Genomic DNA, 16,888 nt, shown 5'->3' with positions numbered 1-16,888 from the left:
CCTCACCGACGTAGTGCCTCATCTTCGAGGTGCCCTGACTGTCTCTACCATCCCCCATTTGGCTCAGGAGAGTGCACTCGGGGTCGACCATTGGGCCTATCGGCGGCACTCAGTGCCGCCAACCTGCTCATCCTGCCCCCTTGTCCCCCCATCTGGAAGTGCCTTGTGACCTTCACGACTCATTTGATCGATCATTTTTCGCGAGGCGGGCCGTCGCGAGCCGGAAGTCCAGTGCCGTACAGCGCCGACCTGCCGACACCGTGCGCACCGCCTGGCCGATCGCCTTGCGCGAACCGACGAGGACGACCAGCTGCTTGGCGCGGGTGACCGCCGTGTAGAGCAGGTTCCGCTGGAGCATCATCCACGCCCCGGTGGTGACGGGGATCACCACCGCGGGATATTCACTTCCCTGTGAACGGTGGATGGTCACCGCGTAGGCATGGGCCAGTTCGTCCAGTTCGTCGAATTCGTACGGCACCTCCTCGTCCTCGTCGGTCAGCACCGTCAGGCGCTGGTCGACCGGATCGAGCGAGGTGACCACGCCCACGGTGCCGTTGAAGACACCGTTTTCCCCCTTGTCGTAATTGTTGCGGATCTGGGTGACCTTGTCGCCGACCCGGAAGACCCGCCCGCCGAACCGCTTCTCGGCGAGGCCGGGGCGGGCCGGGGTGATGGCCTGCTGGAGCAGCCCGTTGAGCACCCCGGCCCCGGCGGGCCCGCGGTGCATCGGCGCGAGCACCTGCACGTCCCGCCGGGGATCGAGCCCGAACCTGGCCGGAACACGGCGGGCGGCCACGTCGACCGCGAGCCGGCCCGCCTCCTCCGTCTCGTCCTCCACGAAGAGGAAGAAGTCCTTCATGCCGTCGGTGACGGGCTGCTGACCCGCGTTGATCCGGTGCGCGTTGGTGACCACGCCGGACTGCTGGGCCTGCCGGAAGACCCGGGTGAGGCGGACGGCCGGGACCGGGCTGTCGTCGGCGAGCAGGTCCCGGAGCACCTCTCCGGCCCCGACGCTGGGCAGCTGGTCCACGTCCCCGACGAAGAGGAGGTGCGCGCCGGGCGGTACGGCCTTCACGAGCTTGTTGGCGAGCAGGAGGTCCAGCATCGAGGCCTCGTCGACCACGACCAGGTCGGCGTCCAGGGGCCGGTCCCGGTCGTAGGCCGCGTCCCCGCCGGGCTTGAGCTCCAGCAGGCGGTGGACGGTCGACGCCTCGGCACCGGTCAGCTCGGCGAGCCGCTTGGCGGCACGGCCGGTGGGGGCGGCGAGCACCACCTTGGCCTTCTTCGCCCGCGCCAGCTCCACGATCGACCTGACCGTGAACGACTTGCCGCAGCCCGGCCCGCCGGTCAGCACGGCCACCTTCTCCGTCAGGGCCAGCCGGACGGCCGCCTCCTGCTCGGGGGCGAGGTCGGCGCCGGTGCGGTCCCTCAGCCAGGCCAGCGCCTTGTCCCAGGCGACGTCACGGAACGCGGGCATCCGGTCGTCGCCGGTCCGCAGCAGCCGCACCAGCTGGGCGGCGAGGGCGACTTCGGCACGGTGGAAGGGGACCAGGTAGACGGCGGTGACGGGTTCGGCGTCCGGGCCGGGACCGGGGAGCCGCTCCCGTACGACGCCCGGGTCCTCCCCGTCCTCGGGCTGCGCCGCCAGCTCGGCGAGGCAGTCGATGACGAGACCGGTGTCGACCTGGAGCAGCTTGACCGCGTCGGCGATGAGCCGCTCCTCGGGGAGGTAGCAGTGGCCCTGGTCGGCGGACTGGGACAGCGCGTACTGCAACCCGGCCTTCACCCGCTCCGGGCTGTCGTGCGGGATCCCCACCGACTGGGCGATCTTGTCGGCGGTGAGGAACCCGATGCCCCAGACGTCGGCGGCGAGCCGGTAGGGCTGGTTCTTCACGACGGAGATGGAGGCGTCCCCGTACTTCTTGTAGATCCGCACCGCGATCGACGTGGACACCTCCACGGTCTGGAGGAAGAGCATGACCTCCTTGATCGCCTTCTGCTCCTCCCAGGCGTCGGCGATCTTCTTCGTCCGCTTCGGCCCGAGTCCGGGCACCTCGATCAGCCGCTTCGGCTCCTCCTCGATGATCCGGAGGGTGTCGATCCCGAAGTGCTGCGTGATCCGGTCCGCGAACACCGGCCCGATCCCCTTGACCAGCCCCGATCCCAGGTACCGCCGGATCCCCTGCACCGTGGCCGGCAGCACCGTCGTGTAGTTCTCGACGGTGAACTGCTTGCCGTACTGCGGGTGCGACCCCCAGCGCCCCTCCATCCGCAGGGACTCCCCCACCTGGGCACCGAGCAGCGCGCCGACGACCGTGAGCAGGTCGCCGGCGCCCCTGCCGGTGTCGACACGGGCCACGGTGTAGCCGTTGTCCTCATTGGCGTAGGTGATGCGTTCGAGTACGCCTTCGAGGGTGGCGAGCCGCCGTTCGCCGCCGGGGGTCCCCGTCTGGTCAGCCATGATCCGACGGTACTGGTGCGGACTGACAGTCGGAACTCTCCCCATGGCCCCGTCGGCCGGTCAGCGGCTGGTGGGGACCAGGCCGCAGTCGTATGCGGTGATGACGGCGTGAATGCGGTCCCGCAGGTGCAGTTTGTGCAGGATGGCCGAGACGTAGGTCTTGATGGTGGTCTCGCTGAGGTGGAGTTCCGCCGCGATCTGCGCGTTGGAGCGTCCTTCGGCGACGTGGACCAGGACTTCACGCTCGCGCCGGGTCAGTACGTCGAGCCTGTCGAGGTTGCGCGGCGCACCTGGAGGTGTGGCCCGTGCGACATGGTCGAGCAGCCGCTTGGTCGCGGTGGGTGCGATGACGGCGTGTCCCGCGGCGACCGTGCGGACGGCGTCGGCGAACTGGTCGGCCCGGGTGTCCTTCAGGAGGAAGCCGCTCGCGCCCGCCTGGATGGCTGCGTGCACGTTCTCGTCGGTGTCGAAGGTGGTCAGGACGAGGATCTTCGTGGCGGCGCCGGACGCCGCGATGGCCCGGGTGGCGTCGATGCCGTTGACGACGGGCATACGAATGTCCATCACGACCACGTCGGGCCGCAGGGTTTCACTCAGGGCTATGGCCTGGCCCCCGTCGGAGGCCTCACCGACGACGTCGAAGTCGTCCCGGGCCTCCAGAATCATCCGGAAACCGGTACGGACCAGCTCCTGGTCGTCGACGATCAGCACTCGGAGCATGTCGCGTCACCTGTCTTCGGGGAATCGGGCGGGTCCGACGGTCGATTCTCGGGCGCAGAAACGCCCTGGCGGCCTTGGGTCGTGGAGGTGTCCTGTCCGCCGGCCGGACAGACGCCCTGTTCTTCCGCCGTGAAGGCGGAAGCAGCGGCGGCACCCACCGGTATGCGGGCGCTCACCTGGAAGCCGCCCGCTTCGCGGTTGCCCGAAGCGACCGTGCCGCCCAGGGCGTGTACCCGGGCGGCCATGCCGGTCAGTCCCCGTCCGCTCCCCGCGAGCGAGGGCGAGACCGGCGCGCCCCCCAGCAGGCCCCAGCCGTCGTCGATGACCTCGACGACCAGGACGCCGCCGTCCGGGTCGTCCGCGGAGTGCCGGTGAACGACGCTGACGACGGCGCGACGGGCGTGGGCATGGCGCAGCGTGTTGGTGAGGGCTTCCTGGACCACGCGGTAGGCGGCCAGGGCGACCGCCGGCGGCAGCGCCGGAACGGGCTGGACGACATCGAGTTCGACGGCCAGACCGGTGGCCCTGACATGGTCGATCATGGGCAGGAGCCCCGACAGGTCGGTGTCACCGTGCGAGGGCGTCCGGGGCGTGCCGGTGGGCGAGGAAGCGGCCGGGGAAGAAGCGGCCGGGGAAGCGGGCGCGTCGGAGTCGTCGTGGAGGGCGTCGAGCAGTGAGCGCAGGTCCTTGAGGGCTTGGCGGGACACATCTCCGATGGCCTCCACCGCGGCCTTGGCGCGGACCGGACTGCGCTCGAAGCCGTCGGCCGCCGCCGTGGCCTGGATCACGACCACGCTGATGGTGTGGGCCAGCACGTCGTGCACCTCGCGTGCCACCCGCAGGCGCTCCTCCGCGGCCGCGGTACGCATGAGCAGGGCATGCTGCCGGGCCGCGGCGGCACTGCGCTCGTACAGCCGCTCCACATGCTCCCGGGTGCGCTGAGCGCGCTCCCGGCGGATCCCGGTCCGCAGCCCCGCCATGATCACGAGCTGGAACACCGCGCAGACGGCCGCCGCCCGGGTCGCCCCGGGCAGGGGGCGCATCGCGAAGGACTCCGCGAGCGTCGCCGCGATGTAGAACGGGGTGCTGACCGGGGTGACGCCGACGTTCGACGCCGCGCTCCCGGCCGCGAGAAGCACGGCGTAGGAATCCACCCGCCCGCCGCTGCGCGACAACTGCGCCAGAAGGTCGGCGGCCAGGGAAACGCCCAGAACCGTCAGAGGCAGGCGCTCGCGCAGGACGAGAGAACCGCAGCCGATCACGGCGCACGCACACCGCCACGCCGTCCATGTCGACGACGCGGGGGCGCCGAGAGCGTTGCCGTGGGCATCCCAGAACGAAAGGAGCATGACAAGCAGGGCGATGCCGGTGTCCCTCGCCGTCGACCGCGGCACCCCCACCCAGTCGCAGACCGCTGCCGGCCAAGGCGTCCTCACGGCCCGAACTATAACCACGCCGAACCGGTGTCCCGGAGGGCCGTCGCACCTGTCCTGAGGAAGGTGTCCGGAGCCCGTCCCACCCCTTCCACGGAAGGAGAAAAGGACGCCGATACGAAGGATCCGCGCCCCCAGCGCCCCGTCCTATGCTGCCGGAGCGTTCCTGCGGCGCCCGCTCAGCGAGTCCACCGACGGGACGTCAATTCACGCCCCACCAGCACCCTTTGACGCCTTCTCGGTGTCGCCGTGGTGTCGGCTCGGGCCCTCCTCGGCATGGTCGCGACTTTCCCGTCCCCGGAAGAAGGCATCACATGAGAATCAACCTGGTCACCCTTGCCGAGCGGTCCCAGCGAGTCCTCAAGCTGGAGGAGCCGATCGAGGCGGTCGGCATCTTCGGTCTCCAGGACGACTATCTGGGCCTGGCGGTGGGGGGCGTCGCGTCGAGCACCGTGGCCTCCATCCTGGACGCCGACGGGCTCACCGACGGAGTGCTCGCCGTGATCGGGATCCGCGCGGCCCGTCGGGTCAACGCCAATTCCCAGGGGGTGACCGTACGCATGGTCGTCGCCGTCACCGCGACGTCCATACACCTGCTGTCCCTCCCGGGCTGGGGATACGAACCCGAGCGTGAGCTCCTCCGTATGAACCGGGCCACCACCACCAGCCAGGTCAAGTGGTGGGGCCTGTCGCGCCGACTGAAGCTGAGGGACGCGGATGGTCAGAAGATCGAACTGACCAGCTCGATCTCGTACCTCTCCTTCTACCGGAAGGGCACCAAGGCCATTCTCGCCGCACTCGCCTCCAACTCGGCCTGACCCTCGTAGCGCCCCGTTCGGCTCGCAGAAGCTGCGGACACAGATGTGGCGCAGCTCGTGGAGCGGACCGCGCGGCTGCGACGACGGGGGTGGCGCCTACACCTATGGAAGCGTGTTCGACAGGTGTTGAGCTGGGCCTCGGAATCAAGGAAGACCGAGCCATGGGGAGCATCACGCGAGACCGTGTCCAACTTCGGCACAGGCCCGCCCACGTACGTCATCGTGCTCGACGCCACGGCGAAGCCGTCCAGGTCGAAAGGGATGACCCGCAGGGTGATGCCATCCGCTTCGAACTGCTCCAGGAGTCAGATGAGTTGAGCCCGCGCAGGAGCACGGTCACTGACCCGCATGCGCAGCGCGGCCTCGCTCACGCCTGTGAGCCCCAGCTCGACGTGGCTGATCTGAACCCTGCTCGCCCCGAGAAGGGCAGCTGCCTGCGCACCGGTCATGCCGGCCGCCTCACGGAGCCTGCGCGACTCAAGGCCCAGGCGCACCTGACGTGCTGTCGGATCAGGTCTCTGAACCACGCTCAAGGCAGCCGGCGTCGGCGTTCGCCGGAACGACTGCCAGGCCGATGGATCAGGGCTCGGGGCTCGGGGGTCCGTTCCACGGGAGGTGGCATGCGGCTGTAGGGGGCTCCTCTGGTGCCGTAGCGGGCGAGGTGGAGGGTCTCACCGCCGATCTGGATCTCTGCCGGCGGAGGATTGGGAACGGAGATCCGAGGGTGGGCGTACGAGTGGCCTTCGATGAAGAGGGCCTCCCGGGGCCGGTCCCAGCTCGGACGTGGTCTTCTGGAGGCCGTTGGGTCGCAGCGAGCGTGAAACTCGCGAGGGGACCTCCGTACCGCCCCCGGTGAGCCTCCGGTAAGACCCCGGTGGCTCGGGTGGCGGAATCCGGCCAGGGCGGTGAAGGTGGCGGCGGGGAACCTTTTCGCGGGGGAACTTCTTCGCGCGCAGGGAGAGCTGCAGATGCCCGAGATCACCACTCCGTACGCGACCGGCACCCCGTGCTGGGTCGATCTGATGGCGCAGGACCAGCAGGCGGCGCTGGACTTCTACCGTGACCTGTTCGGCTGGCAGGGCGAGGTCGGCGGGGCCGACTTCGGCGGGTACGCGGTCTGTACGCTGCACGGCAAGCCGGTGGCCGGCATCGGCGCGGCCATGGCGCCCGAGGGGCAGCCGGAGCCGCCGACCGTCTGGACCACCTACCTGGCCAGCACCGACGCACAGGCCACCCAGGACGCGATCGTCTCGGCGGGCGGCACCCTGATCGCCCCGGTGATGGACGTCGGCGACATCGGCCGGATGCTGATCGCCGCCGACCCGCAGGGCGCGGTCTTCGGGGTGTGGCAGCCGGGCGAGTTCCACGGCGCCGGAGTGGTCAACGAGCCGGGCGCGCTGATCTGGAACGAGCTGAACACCAGTGACGTACCCGGCGCCACCGGCTTCTACGGCGAGGTCTTCGGCATCGAGATCCAGCCGATGGAGGGTGCCGACGGGACCTACTGGTCGCTGAACGTCGGCGGCCGGGGCGTCGGCGGCGCCGCCCGGCTCGGCGACGACCGGCCCGGCGTACCCCCGCACTGGCTGACCTACTTCGCGGTCGACGACGTCGACTCGACCGTGGACGCCCTGGTCAAGCGGAACGGCACGGTCATCGCACCGCCGTTCGAGATGATGGCCGGCCGCATGTCCGTGGTAGCCGACCCGCAGGGCGCCACCTTCGCGGTCTTCAAGCCGAAGCCCATGTGAGCGGCCGTGGGACGTCCCCGGCAGAGCAGCCCCTTGCCGCGATCACCAGATCCTGACCCCCTTCCGCTTTCCGCCCCGCCGGGGGTACCCCTGAGGTGACCGGCGGTACGGGAGCGGAGGAGGACGGGGCCATGGGGAACGAAGAGGCCGCGGACGGCTGGCGGGTGGACGGACGCTGCACGAACTGCGATGTCGCGCGGCAGCTCGCCCCGGGGCTCGTCGCGGAGGTGGCGGGGCGCTCGGCCGTACTGCGCCAGCCGCGCGACGAGGCGGAGGCGGCACGGTTGCACGCGGCGGCGCACGCCTGCCCCACCCGGTCGGTCCGGCCCCCGGGCGGGCGGCTGGACCCGGCCCGGGATCCGTTCCCCATGCCGCTGGACGACGGTGCCGGCACCGGTACCGGCACCGTGCTGCTGTGCGGGCACAACTCCCCGCACACCGCCGGCGCCAACTCCTACCTGCTGCGCCGCCCCGACGGCACGTCGATGATGATCGACACCCCCCGCTGGAGCCCCGTGCTCGCCGCCCGCTACGAGGCGTCCGGTCCCGTCACCGAGGTACTCCTCACCCACCGCGACCACGCCGCGCACGGCCGTCGCTACGCCGACCGGTTCGGTGCCCGGCTCTGGATCCACGAGGGCGACCTCGACGCCGCCCCGGACGCCGACCGGGTGCTGCGCGGCACCGAGCCGGCCGAGATCGGCGCCGGTGTCCTCGCCCTCCCCTTTCCCGGGCACACCCGGGGCAGCGTGGTCTACCTGGCCGACGAGCGGTGCTGCTTCAGCGGCGACAGCTTCTACTGGTCGCGCACGACCGCGGACATCGAGGTGGTGGACAGCGTCACCTGGTACTCCATCCGCGAACTGGCCGCCTCGCTGGCCCGGGCCGCCGACCGGCTGCGCTTCGAGTGGCTGCTGCCGGGGCACGGCGACCGCCGCCGTCTGTCCCGCGCGGACATGGCCGCCCGGGTACGGAACTTGGCGGCCCGCACGCGGGAACTCCCGCCCCGCCCGGTGGACTTCACCGCGGTGCGCTGGTGAGCCTCCTGCCCGACCCGGCAACCGGCCCGTCGCCGAGCTCCTTGGCGACAAGCGCACGCGAAACGGCTGGTATTACTGGGGCATGCAGGAAGAGATTGCACGCTCCGCGATCGACACGTTCATCTCCGCGTTCAACGCCTCTGACGACAGCTATGTGACTGCTCTGCTCTCCCAGGCCCTGACCTCGGACGTGGTCTTCTGGGGGCCGTTGGGTCGCTGCGAAGGAATCGCGGCGGTCGAGCGGTTCGTGCTTGACATCCGGCGCCACCCGGCGGGGACCGGCACGATGGTGCGCTGCTCGGCGGTGGACATGCCTGACGAGTGGGCCCGGTACCAGTGGGTCTTCACCACGCCGGACGGAGGCCCCTGCCTGGCGGGAACGGACGTCGTCCATCTGCGCCGGAGCCTCATCGACCAGGTCATCGTCTTTGCGGGGGAGATCGAACCGTCCGCCTCCTGAGCCGTCCTTCGGTTGCTGTCCTTTCCTGAACTTGCGGTTGCTGTCCTTTCCTGAGCTTGCCCCCTTCGACGCCCGGGGGCCGCGGTGCGCGGTTGGTCAGGCTGCGGCGTCGAGGGGGCGTCCGCCCCGGGGGATCCCCTTCTCGCCGCGGACGCGGGCGCGTCCACTCGCTCGGCCGAGGCCGGCGGCATCGTTGTCCCCGCCCGGGGCCTGCCCGGAAATCCCCAGGTCGGGCCGCGCGTGAGTCGGCCCGCCCGGCTCCCCCTTCGGTCACGATTGGATTTCGGCCATCTCCGAGCCCTTGCCCGATCCCCGTGTAATCGATTCCAATCCTCCCTACACGCAGTCGTGTAATCGATTCCACGAGGAGGTGGAGCGGCGATGGCGAGCATCAAGGACGTCGCTGCCGCGGCCGGGGTTTCCGTCGCCACGGTGTCGCGCGTCCTGAACGACCATCCGTCGGTCAGCGACGACGCCCGAACCCGGGTGCTGGCCGCCGTCGCGGCGCTGGGCTACCGCCCGAACGCCGTCGCCCGCTCCCTGCGCACCGACCAGACCCGCACCCTGGGCCTGGTCATCAGCGACGTGCTCAACCCGTACTTCACCGAGCTGGCCCGCTCCGTGGAGGAGGCGGCCCGCGCCCTCGGCTACAGCGTCATCATCGGCAACGCCGACGAACGGCCCGAGCTCCAGGACCACCACGTGCGGACCCTGCTCGACCGCCGGATCGACGGGCTGCTCGTCTCCCCCACCGACGGCGGCTCGCCGCTGATGCTGGAGGCGGCGCGCGGCGGCACGCCGATGGTGTTCGTCGACCGGTGGATCCCGGGCGTCGACGTGCCGGTGGTCCGCTCGGACGGCCGGGCCGCCGTCCGGGACCTGGTGGCGCACCTGCACGGGCTGGGGCACCGGCGGCTCGCGATCATCGCCGGGCCGGCGGCCACCACCACCGGCAGCGAGCGGGTGCGGGCCTTCAGGGAGGCCCTCGCCGAGTACGGCGTCCCGCTCCCCGAGAGCTACATAGGCCAGGGCGACTTCCAGGCCGAGAGCGGCCGGCGGGTCACCGAGGGCTTCCTCGACCTGCCCGCGCCGCCCGAGGTGATCTTCGCCGCCGACAACCTGATGGCGCTCGGCGCGCTGGACGCGGTCCGGGCGCGCGGCCTGCGGGTGCCGGACGACGTGGCGCTGGCCGCGTTCGACGACATCCCGTGGTTCGTGCACACCGACCCGCCCGTCACGGCGATCGCCCAGCCCACCGGCGACCTGGGGCGCGCCGCCGTACGGGCGCTGGTCGACCGTATCGAGGGCCGGCCTCCGCAGTCCGTGACCCTCCCCGCCCGGCTCGTCGTCCGCAGTTCGTGCGGCGAGGACCGGGACCAGAACGTTCAGAACAGGAGCCAGTCGTGAGCAACCAGGACGAGTTGCTGCGCATCGAGGGCATAAGGAAGTCCTTCCCGGGCGTGATCGCGCTCGACGGGGTCGACTTCGATCTGCGCCGCGGCGAGGTGCACGTACTCCTCGGCGAGAACGGCGCGGGCAAGAGCACCCTCATCAAGATGCTCTCCGGCGCCTACACGCCCGACGCGGGGCGGATCCTGGCCGACGGCGAGGAGGTGCGCATCCACGGCGCGCAGGACTCCGAGCGCCTCGGGATCGCGACGATCTACCAGGAGTTCAACCTCGTACCGGATCTCACGGTCGCCGAGAACATCTTCCTGGGCCGGCAGCCGCGCCGCTTCGGGGTGATCGACCGCAAGCGGATGGAGGCCGACGCCGAGGTCCTGCTGCGCAGGGTCGGGGTCGACGTGTCACCGCGGGCACGGGTCAGGGAACTCGGGATCGCCCGGCTCCAGATGGTGGAGATCGCCAAGGCGCTCAGCCTGGACGCGCGGGTGCTCATCATGGACGAGCCGACCGCGGTGCTCACCTCCGAGGAGGTGGAGAAGCTCTTCGCGATCGTGCGCCGGCTGCGCGCGGACGGCGTCGGGATCGTCTTCATCACGCACCACCTGGAGGAGATCGCCGCCCTGGGAGACCGGGTGACGGTGATCCGGGACGGGAAGAGCGTGGGCCAGGTGCCCGCCGCCACCCCCGAGGACGAGCTGGTCCGGCTGATGGTCGGGCGCTCCATCGAGCAGCAGTACCCGCGCGAGCGGGCCGAGACCGGTGCCGCGCTGCTCACCGTCGAGGGCCTGACCCGGGACGGCGTCTTCCACGACGTGAGCTTCGAGGTGCACGCCGGCGAGGTCGTCGGCGTCGCGGGCCTGGTGGGCGCGGGCCGTACGGAGGTGGTACGGGCCGTGTTCGGCGCCGACCCCTATGACCAGGGGACCGTGAAGGTCTCCGGTACGGCGCTGCGGCGGCACGACGTGAACGCGGCGATGTCCGCCGGGATCGGGCTCGTCCCCGAGGACCGCAAGGGGCAGGGGCTGGTCCTGGACGCCTCCGTCGAGGAGAACCTGGGCCTGGTGACCTTGCGCAGGGCGACCCGGGCCGGGATCGTCGATCTCAGGGCGCAGCATGCCGCAGCCGAGCGGATCGCCGGGCAGCTGGGCGTCCGGATGGCGGGCCTCGGCCAGCACGTGCGCACGTTGTCCGGCGGCAACCAGCAGAAGGTCGTCATCGGCAAGTGGCTGCTCGCCGACACCAAGGTGCTGATCCTCGACGAGCCGACCCGCGGCATCGACGTCGGCGCCAAGGTCGAGATCTACCAACTGATCAACGAGCTGACGGCCGCCGGGGCCGCCGTACTGATGATCTCCAGCGATCTGCCCGAGGTGCTCGGCATGAGCGACCGGGTGCTGGTGATGGCCCAGGGCCGCCTCGCGGGCGAACTGACCGCGGACGAGGCCACCCAGGACGCCGTGATGGCGCTCGCCGTCAGCAACCCCACCACGACCGACAAGGAGGCCGCTCGTGGCCACTGACACGCTCAAGGGCAGCACTACGGGCGCCGGTGGCGTACGCCGGCTGCTCCTCGACAACGGCGCGCTCACCGCGCTGATCGTCCTCGTCATCGCCATGTCGGCGCTGTCCGGGGACTTCCTGACCACCGACAACCTGCTGAACGTCGGCGTCCAGGCGGCCGTGACGGCCATCCTCGCCTTCGGCGTGACCTTCGTGATCGTCTCGGCGGGCATCGACCTGTCGGTGGGCTCGGTCGCGGCCCTGTCGGCGACCGTGCTGGCGTGGAGCGCCACCCAGAACGGGGTGCCGGTCGTCATCGCGGTGGTCCTCGCGGTGCTGACCGGTGTCGCGGCCGGACTCGTCAACGGGTTCCTCGTCGCGTACGGCAGGCTGCCCTCGTTCATCGCGACGCTCGCGATGCTGTCGGTGGCGCGCGGTCTGTCGCTGGTGATCTCCGGGGGCTCCCCGATCGCCTTCCCCGACTCGGTCTCGCACCTCGGTGACACGCTCGGCGGCTGGCTGCCGGTGCCGGTCCTCGTCATGATCGTCATGGGGCTGATCGCGGCCTTCGTGCTCGGCCGGACCTACATCGGCCGTTCCATGTACGCGATCGGCGGCAACGAGGAGGCCGCCCGGCTGTCCGGGCTGCGGGTGTCGCGGCAGAAGCTCGCCATCTACGCGCTGTCCGGGCTGTTCGCGGCCGTCGCGGGCATCGTGCTGGCCGCCCGGCTGTCCTCCGCGCAGCCGCAGGCAGCCAACGGCTACGAACTCGACGCGATCGCCGCGGTCGTCATCGGCGGCGCCTCGCTGGCCGGCGGCACGGGCAAGGCGTCCGGGACGCTGATCGGCGCGCTGATCCTCGCGGTGCTGCGCAACGGCCTCAACCTGCTCAACGTGTCGGCGTTCTGGCAGCAGGTCGTCATCGGTGTGGTGATCGCGCTCGCGGTGCTCCTCGACACCATGCGCCGCAAGGCCGGGGCCACCCCGGCGGCGCCCCGGATCGGCGGGAGCAAGGGGAAGCAGGCCGGGACGTACGCGCTCGCGGTGGTCATCACCGTGGCGCTGGCGGCCGCCACCTCCCTCCTGCACACGGGCTCCGGGTCCGGCACGCCGAAGGTCGGGCTGTCGCTGTCCACCCTGAACAACCCGTTCTTCGTGCAGATCCGGTCCGGCGCCGAGGCCGAGGCGAAGAAGCTGGGCGTGGACCTGACCGTCACGGACGCCCAGAACGACGCCTCGCAGCAGGCCAACCAGTTGCAGAACTTCACCAGTTCCGGGCTGGGCGCGATCATCGTCAACCCGGTGGACTCGGACGCGGCGAGCAACTCCGTGAAGGCCGCCGACAAGGCGGACATCCCCGTCATCGCCGTCGACCGGGGCGTCAACAACGCCAAGACCGACACCCTGATCGCCTCCGACAACGTCAGGGGCGGCGAGCTGGCGGCGAAGACGATCGCCGAGAAGCTCGGCGGGCAGGGCAAGATCGTGATCCTGCAGGGCCAGCCCGGCACCTCCGCCGCCCGGGAGCGGGCGCAGGGCTTCGCCAACGGGCTCAAGGCCTACCCCGGTATCCAGGTGGTGGCCCAGCAGCCGGCCGACTTCGACCGCACCAAGGGCCTCGACGTGATGTCGAACCTGCTCCAGGCCCACCCGGACGTCCAGGGTGTCGTCGCCGCCAACGACGAGATGGCGCTGGGCGCGATCAAGGCGCTCGGCTCCAAGGCCGGTACGTCGGTCTCGGTGGTCGGTTTCGACGGCACCCCGGACGGCCTGGCCGCGGTCAAGAACGGCACGCTGTACGCCTCGGTCGCGCAGCAGCCCTCCCAGCTCGGGAAGATCGCCGTGGACAACGCCCTCAAGGCGATCCAGGACAAGAAGGTCGACCCGACGATCAAGGTGCCGGTGAAGGTGATCACCAAGGCCAACGTGGCCGGTTTCACGGGCTGAGGCACAGCCGAACCGCTGAGGCACCGCCGGGGCGGCCGGGCCGTTCACTTCGGTGTGCGGCCCGGCCGCCTCGTCGCTCGTCGCTCATTCGCTTAGGGAGTCATGTGATGTACGAGTACGACCTCCTGGTCGTGGGGTCGGCCAACGCCGACCTGGTCATCGAGGTCGAGCGGCGGCCGGCCGCCGGTGAGACGGTGCTGGGCGGCGACCTCGCCACGCACCCCGGCGGCAAGGGCGCCAACCAGGCGGTCGCCGCCGCCCGGCTCGGGGCCCGTACCGCCCTGCTGGCCCGGGTCGGCGACGACGCGCACGGCAGGCTGCTGCTCGACTCGCAGCGGTCGGCCGGGGTGGACACGGCGGGCGTGCTGGTGGGCGGGGCTCCTACGGGCGTCGCCCTGATCACCGTGGACCCCTCCGGTGACAACAGCATCGTGGTGTCCCCCGGCGCGAACGGACGTCTCGCACCGGCGGACGTACGGGCCGCGACCGGCCTCCTGCACGCCTCCCGGGCGGTCTCCGCCCAGCTGGAGATCCCCCTGGAGACGGTGGTCGAGGTGGTACGGAACCTGGCGCCGGGCAGCCGCTTCGTGCTCAACCCGTCACCGCCCGCGCCGCTGCCCCCGGAGGTGCTCGCGGCCTGCGACCCGCTGATCGTCAACGAGCACGAGGCGAAGGTGATCCTCGGCGAGGCCGGCGCCGACGGGGGCGGGGAACCGGCCGACTGGGCCCGGCTGCTGCTCGCGAAGGGGCCGAGGTCGGTGGTGGTGACGCTGGGCGCGGACGGCGCGCTGGTGGCCGACGGCCGGGGGCTGACGGCGGTGCCCTCCGTGCAGGTGGCCGCGGTGGACACCACGGGCGCCGGGGACGCGTTCACGGCGGCCCTCGCGGTACGGCTCGGCGCCGGCGCCTCGCTGCCGGAGGCGGCGGCGTACGCGGCCCGGGTCGGGGCGGCGGCGGTGACGAAGCGGGGCGCGCAGGAGTCGTACCCGACGGCGGAGGAGGTTGAGGCGCTGTGAGGAAGGCCGGGATCCTCAACCGTCATCTCTCCGGCGCACTGGCCGAACTGGGGCACGGGCACGGGGTGCTGGTCTGCGACGCCGGGATGCCGATCCCGCACGGGCCGCGCGTCGTCGACCTCGCGTTCCGGGCCGGGGTGCCGTCCTTCGCCGAGGTGCTGGAGGGGCTGCTGGACGAGCTGGTCGTGGAGGGCGCGACGGCGGCGACCGAGATCCGCGAGGCCAATCCGGCCGCCGCCGCCCTCCTGGACCACCGCTTCCCCGACCTGGCCCTGGTCCCGCACGAACGGCTGAAGGACCTGTCGGCGGACGCACACCTGGTCGTCCGCACGGGCGAGGCCCGCCCGTACGCGAACGTGCTGCTGCGGTGCGGGGTGTTCTTCTAGGCGCCGGTTCGTTATGAGGATCCCGCCCCGCGGCCGATGAAGATCTCCTGTTAATCAGTTCGGACGGGACCTGACAACCGGCACACTAGGTCGGCCTGCCGTTGTCGGATGGTGCCGGAAGGCGTCAGGGGGCCGAGTGTTGCGTTGGAGACGTGGTAGGAAAACAGGGCGTCGCCGGGACGAGGACGGGCCGCATGAGGGTGTGTCGCCTTCGCAAGCGGTCTCGCATTCGCGAGGTGTCCGCGATGAGCAGTGGCGCGAGTGGCTGCGGCGTTCGCGGGTCGGGGTCGACCTGGTCGCCTGGTGGGATGACGGCGACATACGCGGTCGTGTCGGTGACACCCCGTACCCGGAGCGCCTCGTCGACCTGCTGTCCCGGGCCACCCCCCGGGACTGCGCCGCGATGGGCCTGGGCTGCAGTCGCCGTATCGACCGGCCGTGCCGGGAGCCGGAGACCTGCGGCCAGGATCCCATCGGTATGTCCGCCGCCGGTGCCGCTGCGGACCGTGAAGGTCCGGTGCCGGGAGCCTGCAGTCACTTCGTGGACTGCTGGAGCCCTTTGGCACTGCGCGTGGAATTCTCCGCCGACGACCGCCACCGGGCCGTGCACATGAGCAACCCGAACCGCTGGGGCGAATTCGGGGTATGGGTGGACGGCGTTCCGCTGAGGGTGGATGCCTGGCTGGATCAGTCCGGGTACTGGGTGGGCGATCGGTTTTACGTGCTGCAGGCAGCAGGCCCGGAAGACCATCCCGATCAGCAGATCGCCCTCGGCCTGCTCGGCTACAGAATTCTCTCGCTCGTGATCCACGACGCCCGGCACAGCACGACACGCCTGTTCGTCCCGGATCCCTCGGAGACATGGACAAATCCGCTCGTACGCCTGGAGGGCGATCAGCTGCTTCTCTACGCGGACGAAGTCGCCGTTTCGGATGACCACCCCGACCGATCGGTGCCCGCCGAATCATCACTGCCTTGAGCCTCAGCCGACTTGAGGTCGTGGTTCACAGGGTGGGTGTGACCGGCCCTCGGGGTGCGCACCACGCCAACCGCCCAGCGCAGTCATGGAAGATGAAACGATGACAGCGGATGTGCGCGAGATCGCTCTGAGCAAGCGGGACCTTCGTGAGGTCGCCGCGTTCGCCGCAGTGTGTGCAGAGGCGGTGCTCGGGATATTCGAGGCCGATCAGCCGGACGACTCACGGCCCCGAGACGCTGTCGGTGCCGCGTGGGAGTTCGCCCGGGGCGGCGAACGCGGGAAAACGCTGCGCGACACGGCGTGGGCGGCCCTCAAGGCGGCGAAGAGCGCGCACACCGCGGCCGCGCGCGAGGCAGCGTGGGCGGCGATGTCCGCCGCGGGCGCCGCCTACCTGCATCCCTTGGCCAAGGCCACCCAGGTCAAGCACATACTCGGAGCCGCCGCCCATGCGGCCAGAGCGGTCGAACTCGTCGCCGACGACGATCGGACCGCGGGCGTCGGGCACCTTGAGCAGGCGGTGAGCCGCGCGACGCCCCTCGTGGTCGACGTGCTCAAACGCTTCCCGGCGGCGCCGAGCGGCGGCGGACGGGTGGGTGAGCTGGTCCGCGTGCTGGACGCCGACCTTCGTTCGCTCAGCTTCGCTGCCTCACGAAGCGGCGGAGCGTGACCCGGGCGCCACCATGCGGACGATGACGCGGCCGCTGTTGCCCGTGGGGGTCTCCACCGCGTGGTACAGCTTCCTGATGTGCTTCTGCGCGAGGAACGCCAGCACCCGCTGCTTCAGCTGCCCCGATCCTTTGCCCGGAATGAACTCGACGACGTCCTCGCCCGTGTGCGCCGCCCTGAAGAGGGTCTGTCGCAACGTCAGTTCAATGTCACGATTGTTCTTGAAGATCGGATGCAGATCCACGGTGATCACTCTCGTCCGCCTCCAGCACTCGGGATGATCACGGCCACGATCCATGTTCCT

Annotated in this window: 15 protein-coding genes and 1 pseudogene; 11 read left to right on the top strand and 5 right to left on the bottom strand. The window is 70.9% G+C overall.

What is annotated here, in order from left to right; translation table 11 throughout:
• Window positions 1–172: 172 nt before the first annotated feature.
• The 3 genes from AB0958_RS03480 to AB0958_RS03470 are packed head-to-tail and all read right to left on the bottom strand — an operon-like array spanning window position 173 to window position 4,617.
• Complete coding sequence (locus AB0958_RS03480) at window positions 173–2,461, bottom strand: ATP-dependent RecD-like DNA helicase (protein WP_366888620.1); 2,289 nt, start codon at window positions 2,459–2,461, stop codon at window positions 173–175.
• A gap of 60 nt (window positions 2,462–2,521) precedes the next feature.
• Window positions 2,522–3,181 (bottom strand): response regulator transcription factor, encoded by a 660-nt coding sequence (locus tag AB0958_RS03475; protein WP_366888619.1) that lies wholly within the window; start codon window positions 3,179–3,181, stop codon window positions 2,522–2,524.
• Entirely contained in the window at window positions 3,166–4,617 is a 1,452-nt protein-coding gene (locus AB0958_RS03470) for a histidine kinase (RefSeq protein WP_366888618.1), read from the bottom strand. Before AB0958_RS03470 ends, AB0958_RS03475 begins: the two co-directional genes overlap by 16 nt.
• 311 nt (window positions 4,618–4,928) lie before the next feature.
• Here AB0958_RS03470 and AB0958_RS03465 point away from each other — a divergent pair, with 311 nt between their 5' ends.
• Complete coding sequence (locus AB0958_RS03465; RefSeq protein ID WP_366888617.1) at window positions 4,929–5,432, top strand: hypothetical protein; 504 nt, start codon at window positions 4,929–4,931, stop codon at window positions 5,430–5,432.
• On the opposite strand, the pseudogene AB0958_RS03460 reads toward AB0958_RS03465, so the two are convergent.
• A pseudogene (locus AB0958_RS03460) lies at window positions 5,378–5,959 on the bottom strand (Scr1 family TA system antitoxin-like transcriptional regulator). The gene AB0958_RS03465 and the pseudogene AB0958_RS03460 overlap by 55 nt on opposite strands.
• Before the next feature lie 441 nt (window positions 5,960–6,400).
• On the opposite strand from AB0958_RS03460, the gene AB0958_RS03455 reads away from it, so the two are divergent.
• The 10 genes from AB0958_RS03455 to AB0958_RS03410 all read left to right on the top strand — a co-directional run bounded on the left by AB0958_RS03455 (window position 6,401) and on the right by AB0958_RS03410 (window position 16,585).
• Complete coding sequence (locus AB0958_RS03455) at window positions 6,401–7,183, top strand: VOC family protein (protein ID WP_366888616.1); 783 nt, start codon at window positions 6,401–6,403, stop codon at window positions 7,181–7,183.
• A gap of 131 nt (window positions 7,184–7,314) precedes the next feature.
• Entirely contained in the window at window positions 7,315–8,223 is a 909-nt protein-coding gene (locus tag AB0958_RS03450; RefSeq protein ID WP_366888615.1) for a ferredoxin, read from the top strand.
• A gap of 82 nt (window positions 8,224–8,305) precedes the next feature.
• The gene (locus AB0958_RS03445) at window positions 8,306–8,683 is read left to right on the top strand and encodes a nuclear transport factor 2 family protein (protein ID WP_366888614.1); all 378 of its coding nucleotides are present in this window, start codon (window positions 8,306–8,308) and stop codon (window positions 8,681–8,683) included.
• Between the two features lie 381 nt (window positions 8,684–9,064).
• Window positions 9,065–10,090, top strand: coding sequence for a LacI family DNA-binding transcriptional regulator (locus tag AB0958_RS03440; protein WP_366888613.1), 1,026 nt, complete (start codon window positions 9,065–9,067; stop codon window positions 10,088–10,090).
• Complete coding sequence (locus AB0958_RS03435) at window positions 10,087–11,610, top strand: sugar ABC transporter ATP-binding protein (protein WP_366888611.1); 1,524 nt, start codon at window positions 10,087–10,089, stop codon at window positions 11,608–11,610. The genes AB0958_RS03440 and AB0958_RS03435 overlap by 4 nt, the downstream gene beginning before the upstream one ends.
• The gene (locus AB0958_RS03430) at window positions 11,600–13,537 is read left to right on the top strand and encodes a substrate-binding domain-containing protein (RefSeq protein WP_366888610.1); all 1,938 of its coding nucleotides are present in this window, start codon (window positions 11,600–11,602) and stop codon (window positions 13,535–13,537) included. Before AB0958_RS03435 ends, AB0958_RS03430 begins: the two co-directional genes overlap by 11 nt.
• 107 nt (window positions 13,538–13,644) lie before the next feature.
• Window positions 13,645–14,553 carry a ribokinase gene (locus tag AB0958_RS03425; protein WP_366888609.1) on the top strand — a complete coding sequence of 303 codons (909 nt, stop codon included), beginning with the start codon at window positions 13,645–13,647 and terminating at the stop codon, window positions 14,551–14,553.
• Window positions 14,550–14,939: a D-ribose pyranase gene (gene rbsD / locus AB0958_RS03420; RefSeq protein ID WP_366888608.1), complete on the top strand. Its 390-nt coding sequence runs from the start codon at window positions 14,550–14,552 to the stop codon at window positions 14,937–14,939. The genes AB0958_RS03425 and rbsD overlap by 4 nt, the downstream gene beginning before the upstream one ends.
• 202 nt (window positions 14,940–15,141) lie before the next feature.
• The gene (locus AB0958_RS03415; protein WP_366888607.1) at window positions 15,142–15,918 is read left to right on the top strand and encodes a hypothetical protein; all 777 of its coding nucleotides are present in this window, start codon (window positions 15,142–15,144) and stop codon (window positions 15,916–15,918) included.
• 100 nt (window positions 15,919–16,018) lie between these two features.
• Complete coding sequence (locus AB0958_RS03410; RefSeq protein ID WP_366888606.1) at window positions 16,019–16,585, top strand: putative immunity protein; 567 nt, start codon at window positions 16,019–16,021, stop codon at window positions 16,583–16,585.
• Here the strand turns inward: AB0958_RS03410 and AB0958_RS03405 are convergent.
• Window positions 16,565–16,837, bottom strand: coding sequence for a Smr/MutS family protein (locus tag AB0958_RS03405; RefSeq protein WP_366888605.1), 273 nt, complete (start codon window positions 16,835–16,837; stop codon window positions 16,565–16,567). The two genes, AB0958_RS03410 and AB0958_RS03405, sit on opposite strands and share 21 nt — an antisense overlap.
• Between the last annotated feature and the right edge of the window lie 51 nt (window positions 16,838–16,888).

This window comes from Streptomyces sp. NPDC006655 (assembly GCF_040703965.1).
Taxonomy (GTDB): domain Bacteria; phylum Actinomycetota; class Actinomycetes; order Streptomycetales; family Streptomycetaceae; genus Streptomyces.
The sequence above is the reverse complement of the archived record's forward strand: the minus strand, read 5'-3'. Positions and strand labels throughout refer to the sequence as shown.

Coding starts and splice junctions, on each gene's coding strand:
- AB0958_RS03480 (WP_366888620.1), bottom strand. CDS start 2,461: ATGGCTGACCAGACGGGGACCCCCGGCGGCGAACGGCGGCTCGCCACC.
- AB0958_RS03475 (WP_366888619.1), bottom strand. CDS start 3,181: ATGCTCCGAGTGCTGATCGTCGACGACCAGGAGCTGGTCCGTACCGGT.
- AB0958_RS03465 (WP_366888617.1), top strand. CDS start 4,929: ATGAGAATCAACCTGGTCACCCTTGCCGAGCGGTCCCAGCGAGTCCTC.
- AB0958_RS03455 (WP_366888616.1), top strand. CDS start 6,401: ATGCCCGAGATCACCACTCCGTACGCGACCGGCACCCCGTGCTGGGTC.
- AB0958_RS03450 (WP_366888615.1), top strand. CDS start 7,315: ATGGGGAACGAAGAGGCCGCGGACGGCTGGCGGGTGGACGGACGCTGC.
- AB0958_RS03445 (WP_366888614.1), top strand. CDS start 8,306: ATGCAGGAAGAGATTGCACGCTCCGCGATCGACACGTTCATCTCCGCG.
- AB0958_RS03440 (WP_366888613.1), top strand. CDS start 9,065: ATGGCGAGCATCAAGGACGTCGCTGCCGCGGCCGGGGTTTCCGTCGCC.
- AB0958_RS03425 (WP_366888609.1), top strand. CDS start 13,645: ATGTACGAGTACGACCTCCTGGTCGTGGGGTCGGCCAACGCCGACCTG.
- AB0958_RS03410 (WP_366888606.1), top strand. CDS start 16,019: ATGACAGCGGATGTGCGCGAGATCGCTCTGAGCAAGCGGGACCTTCGT.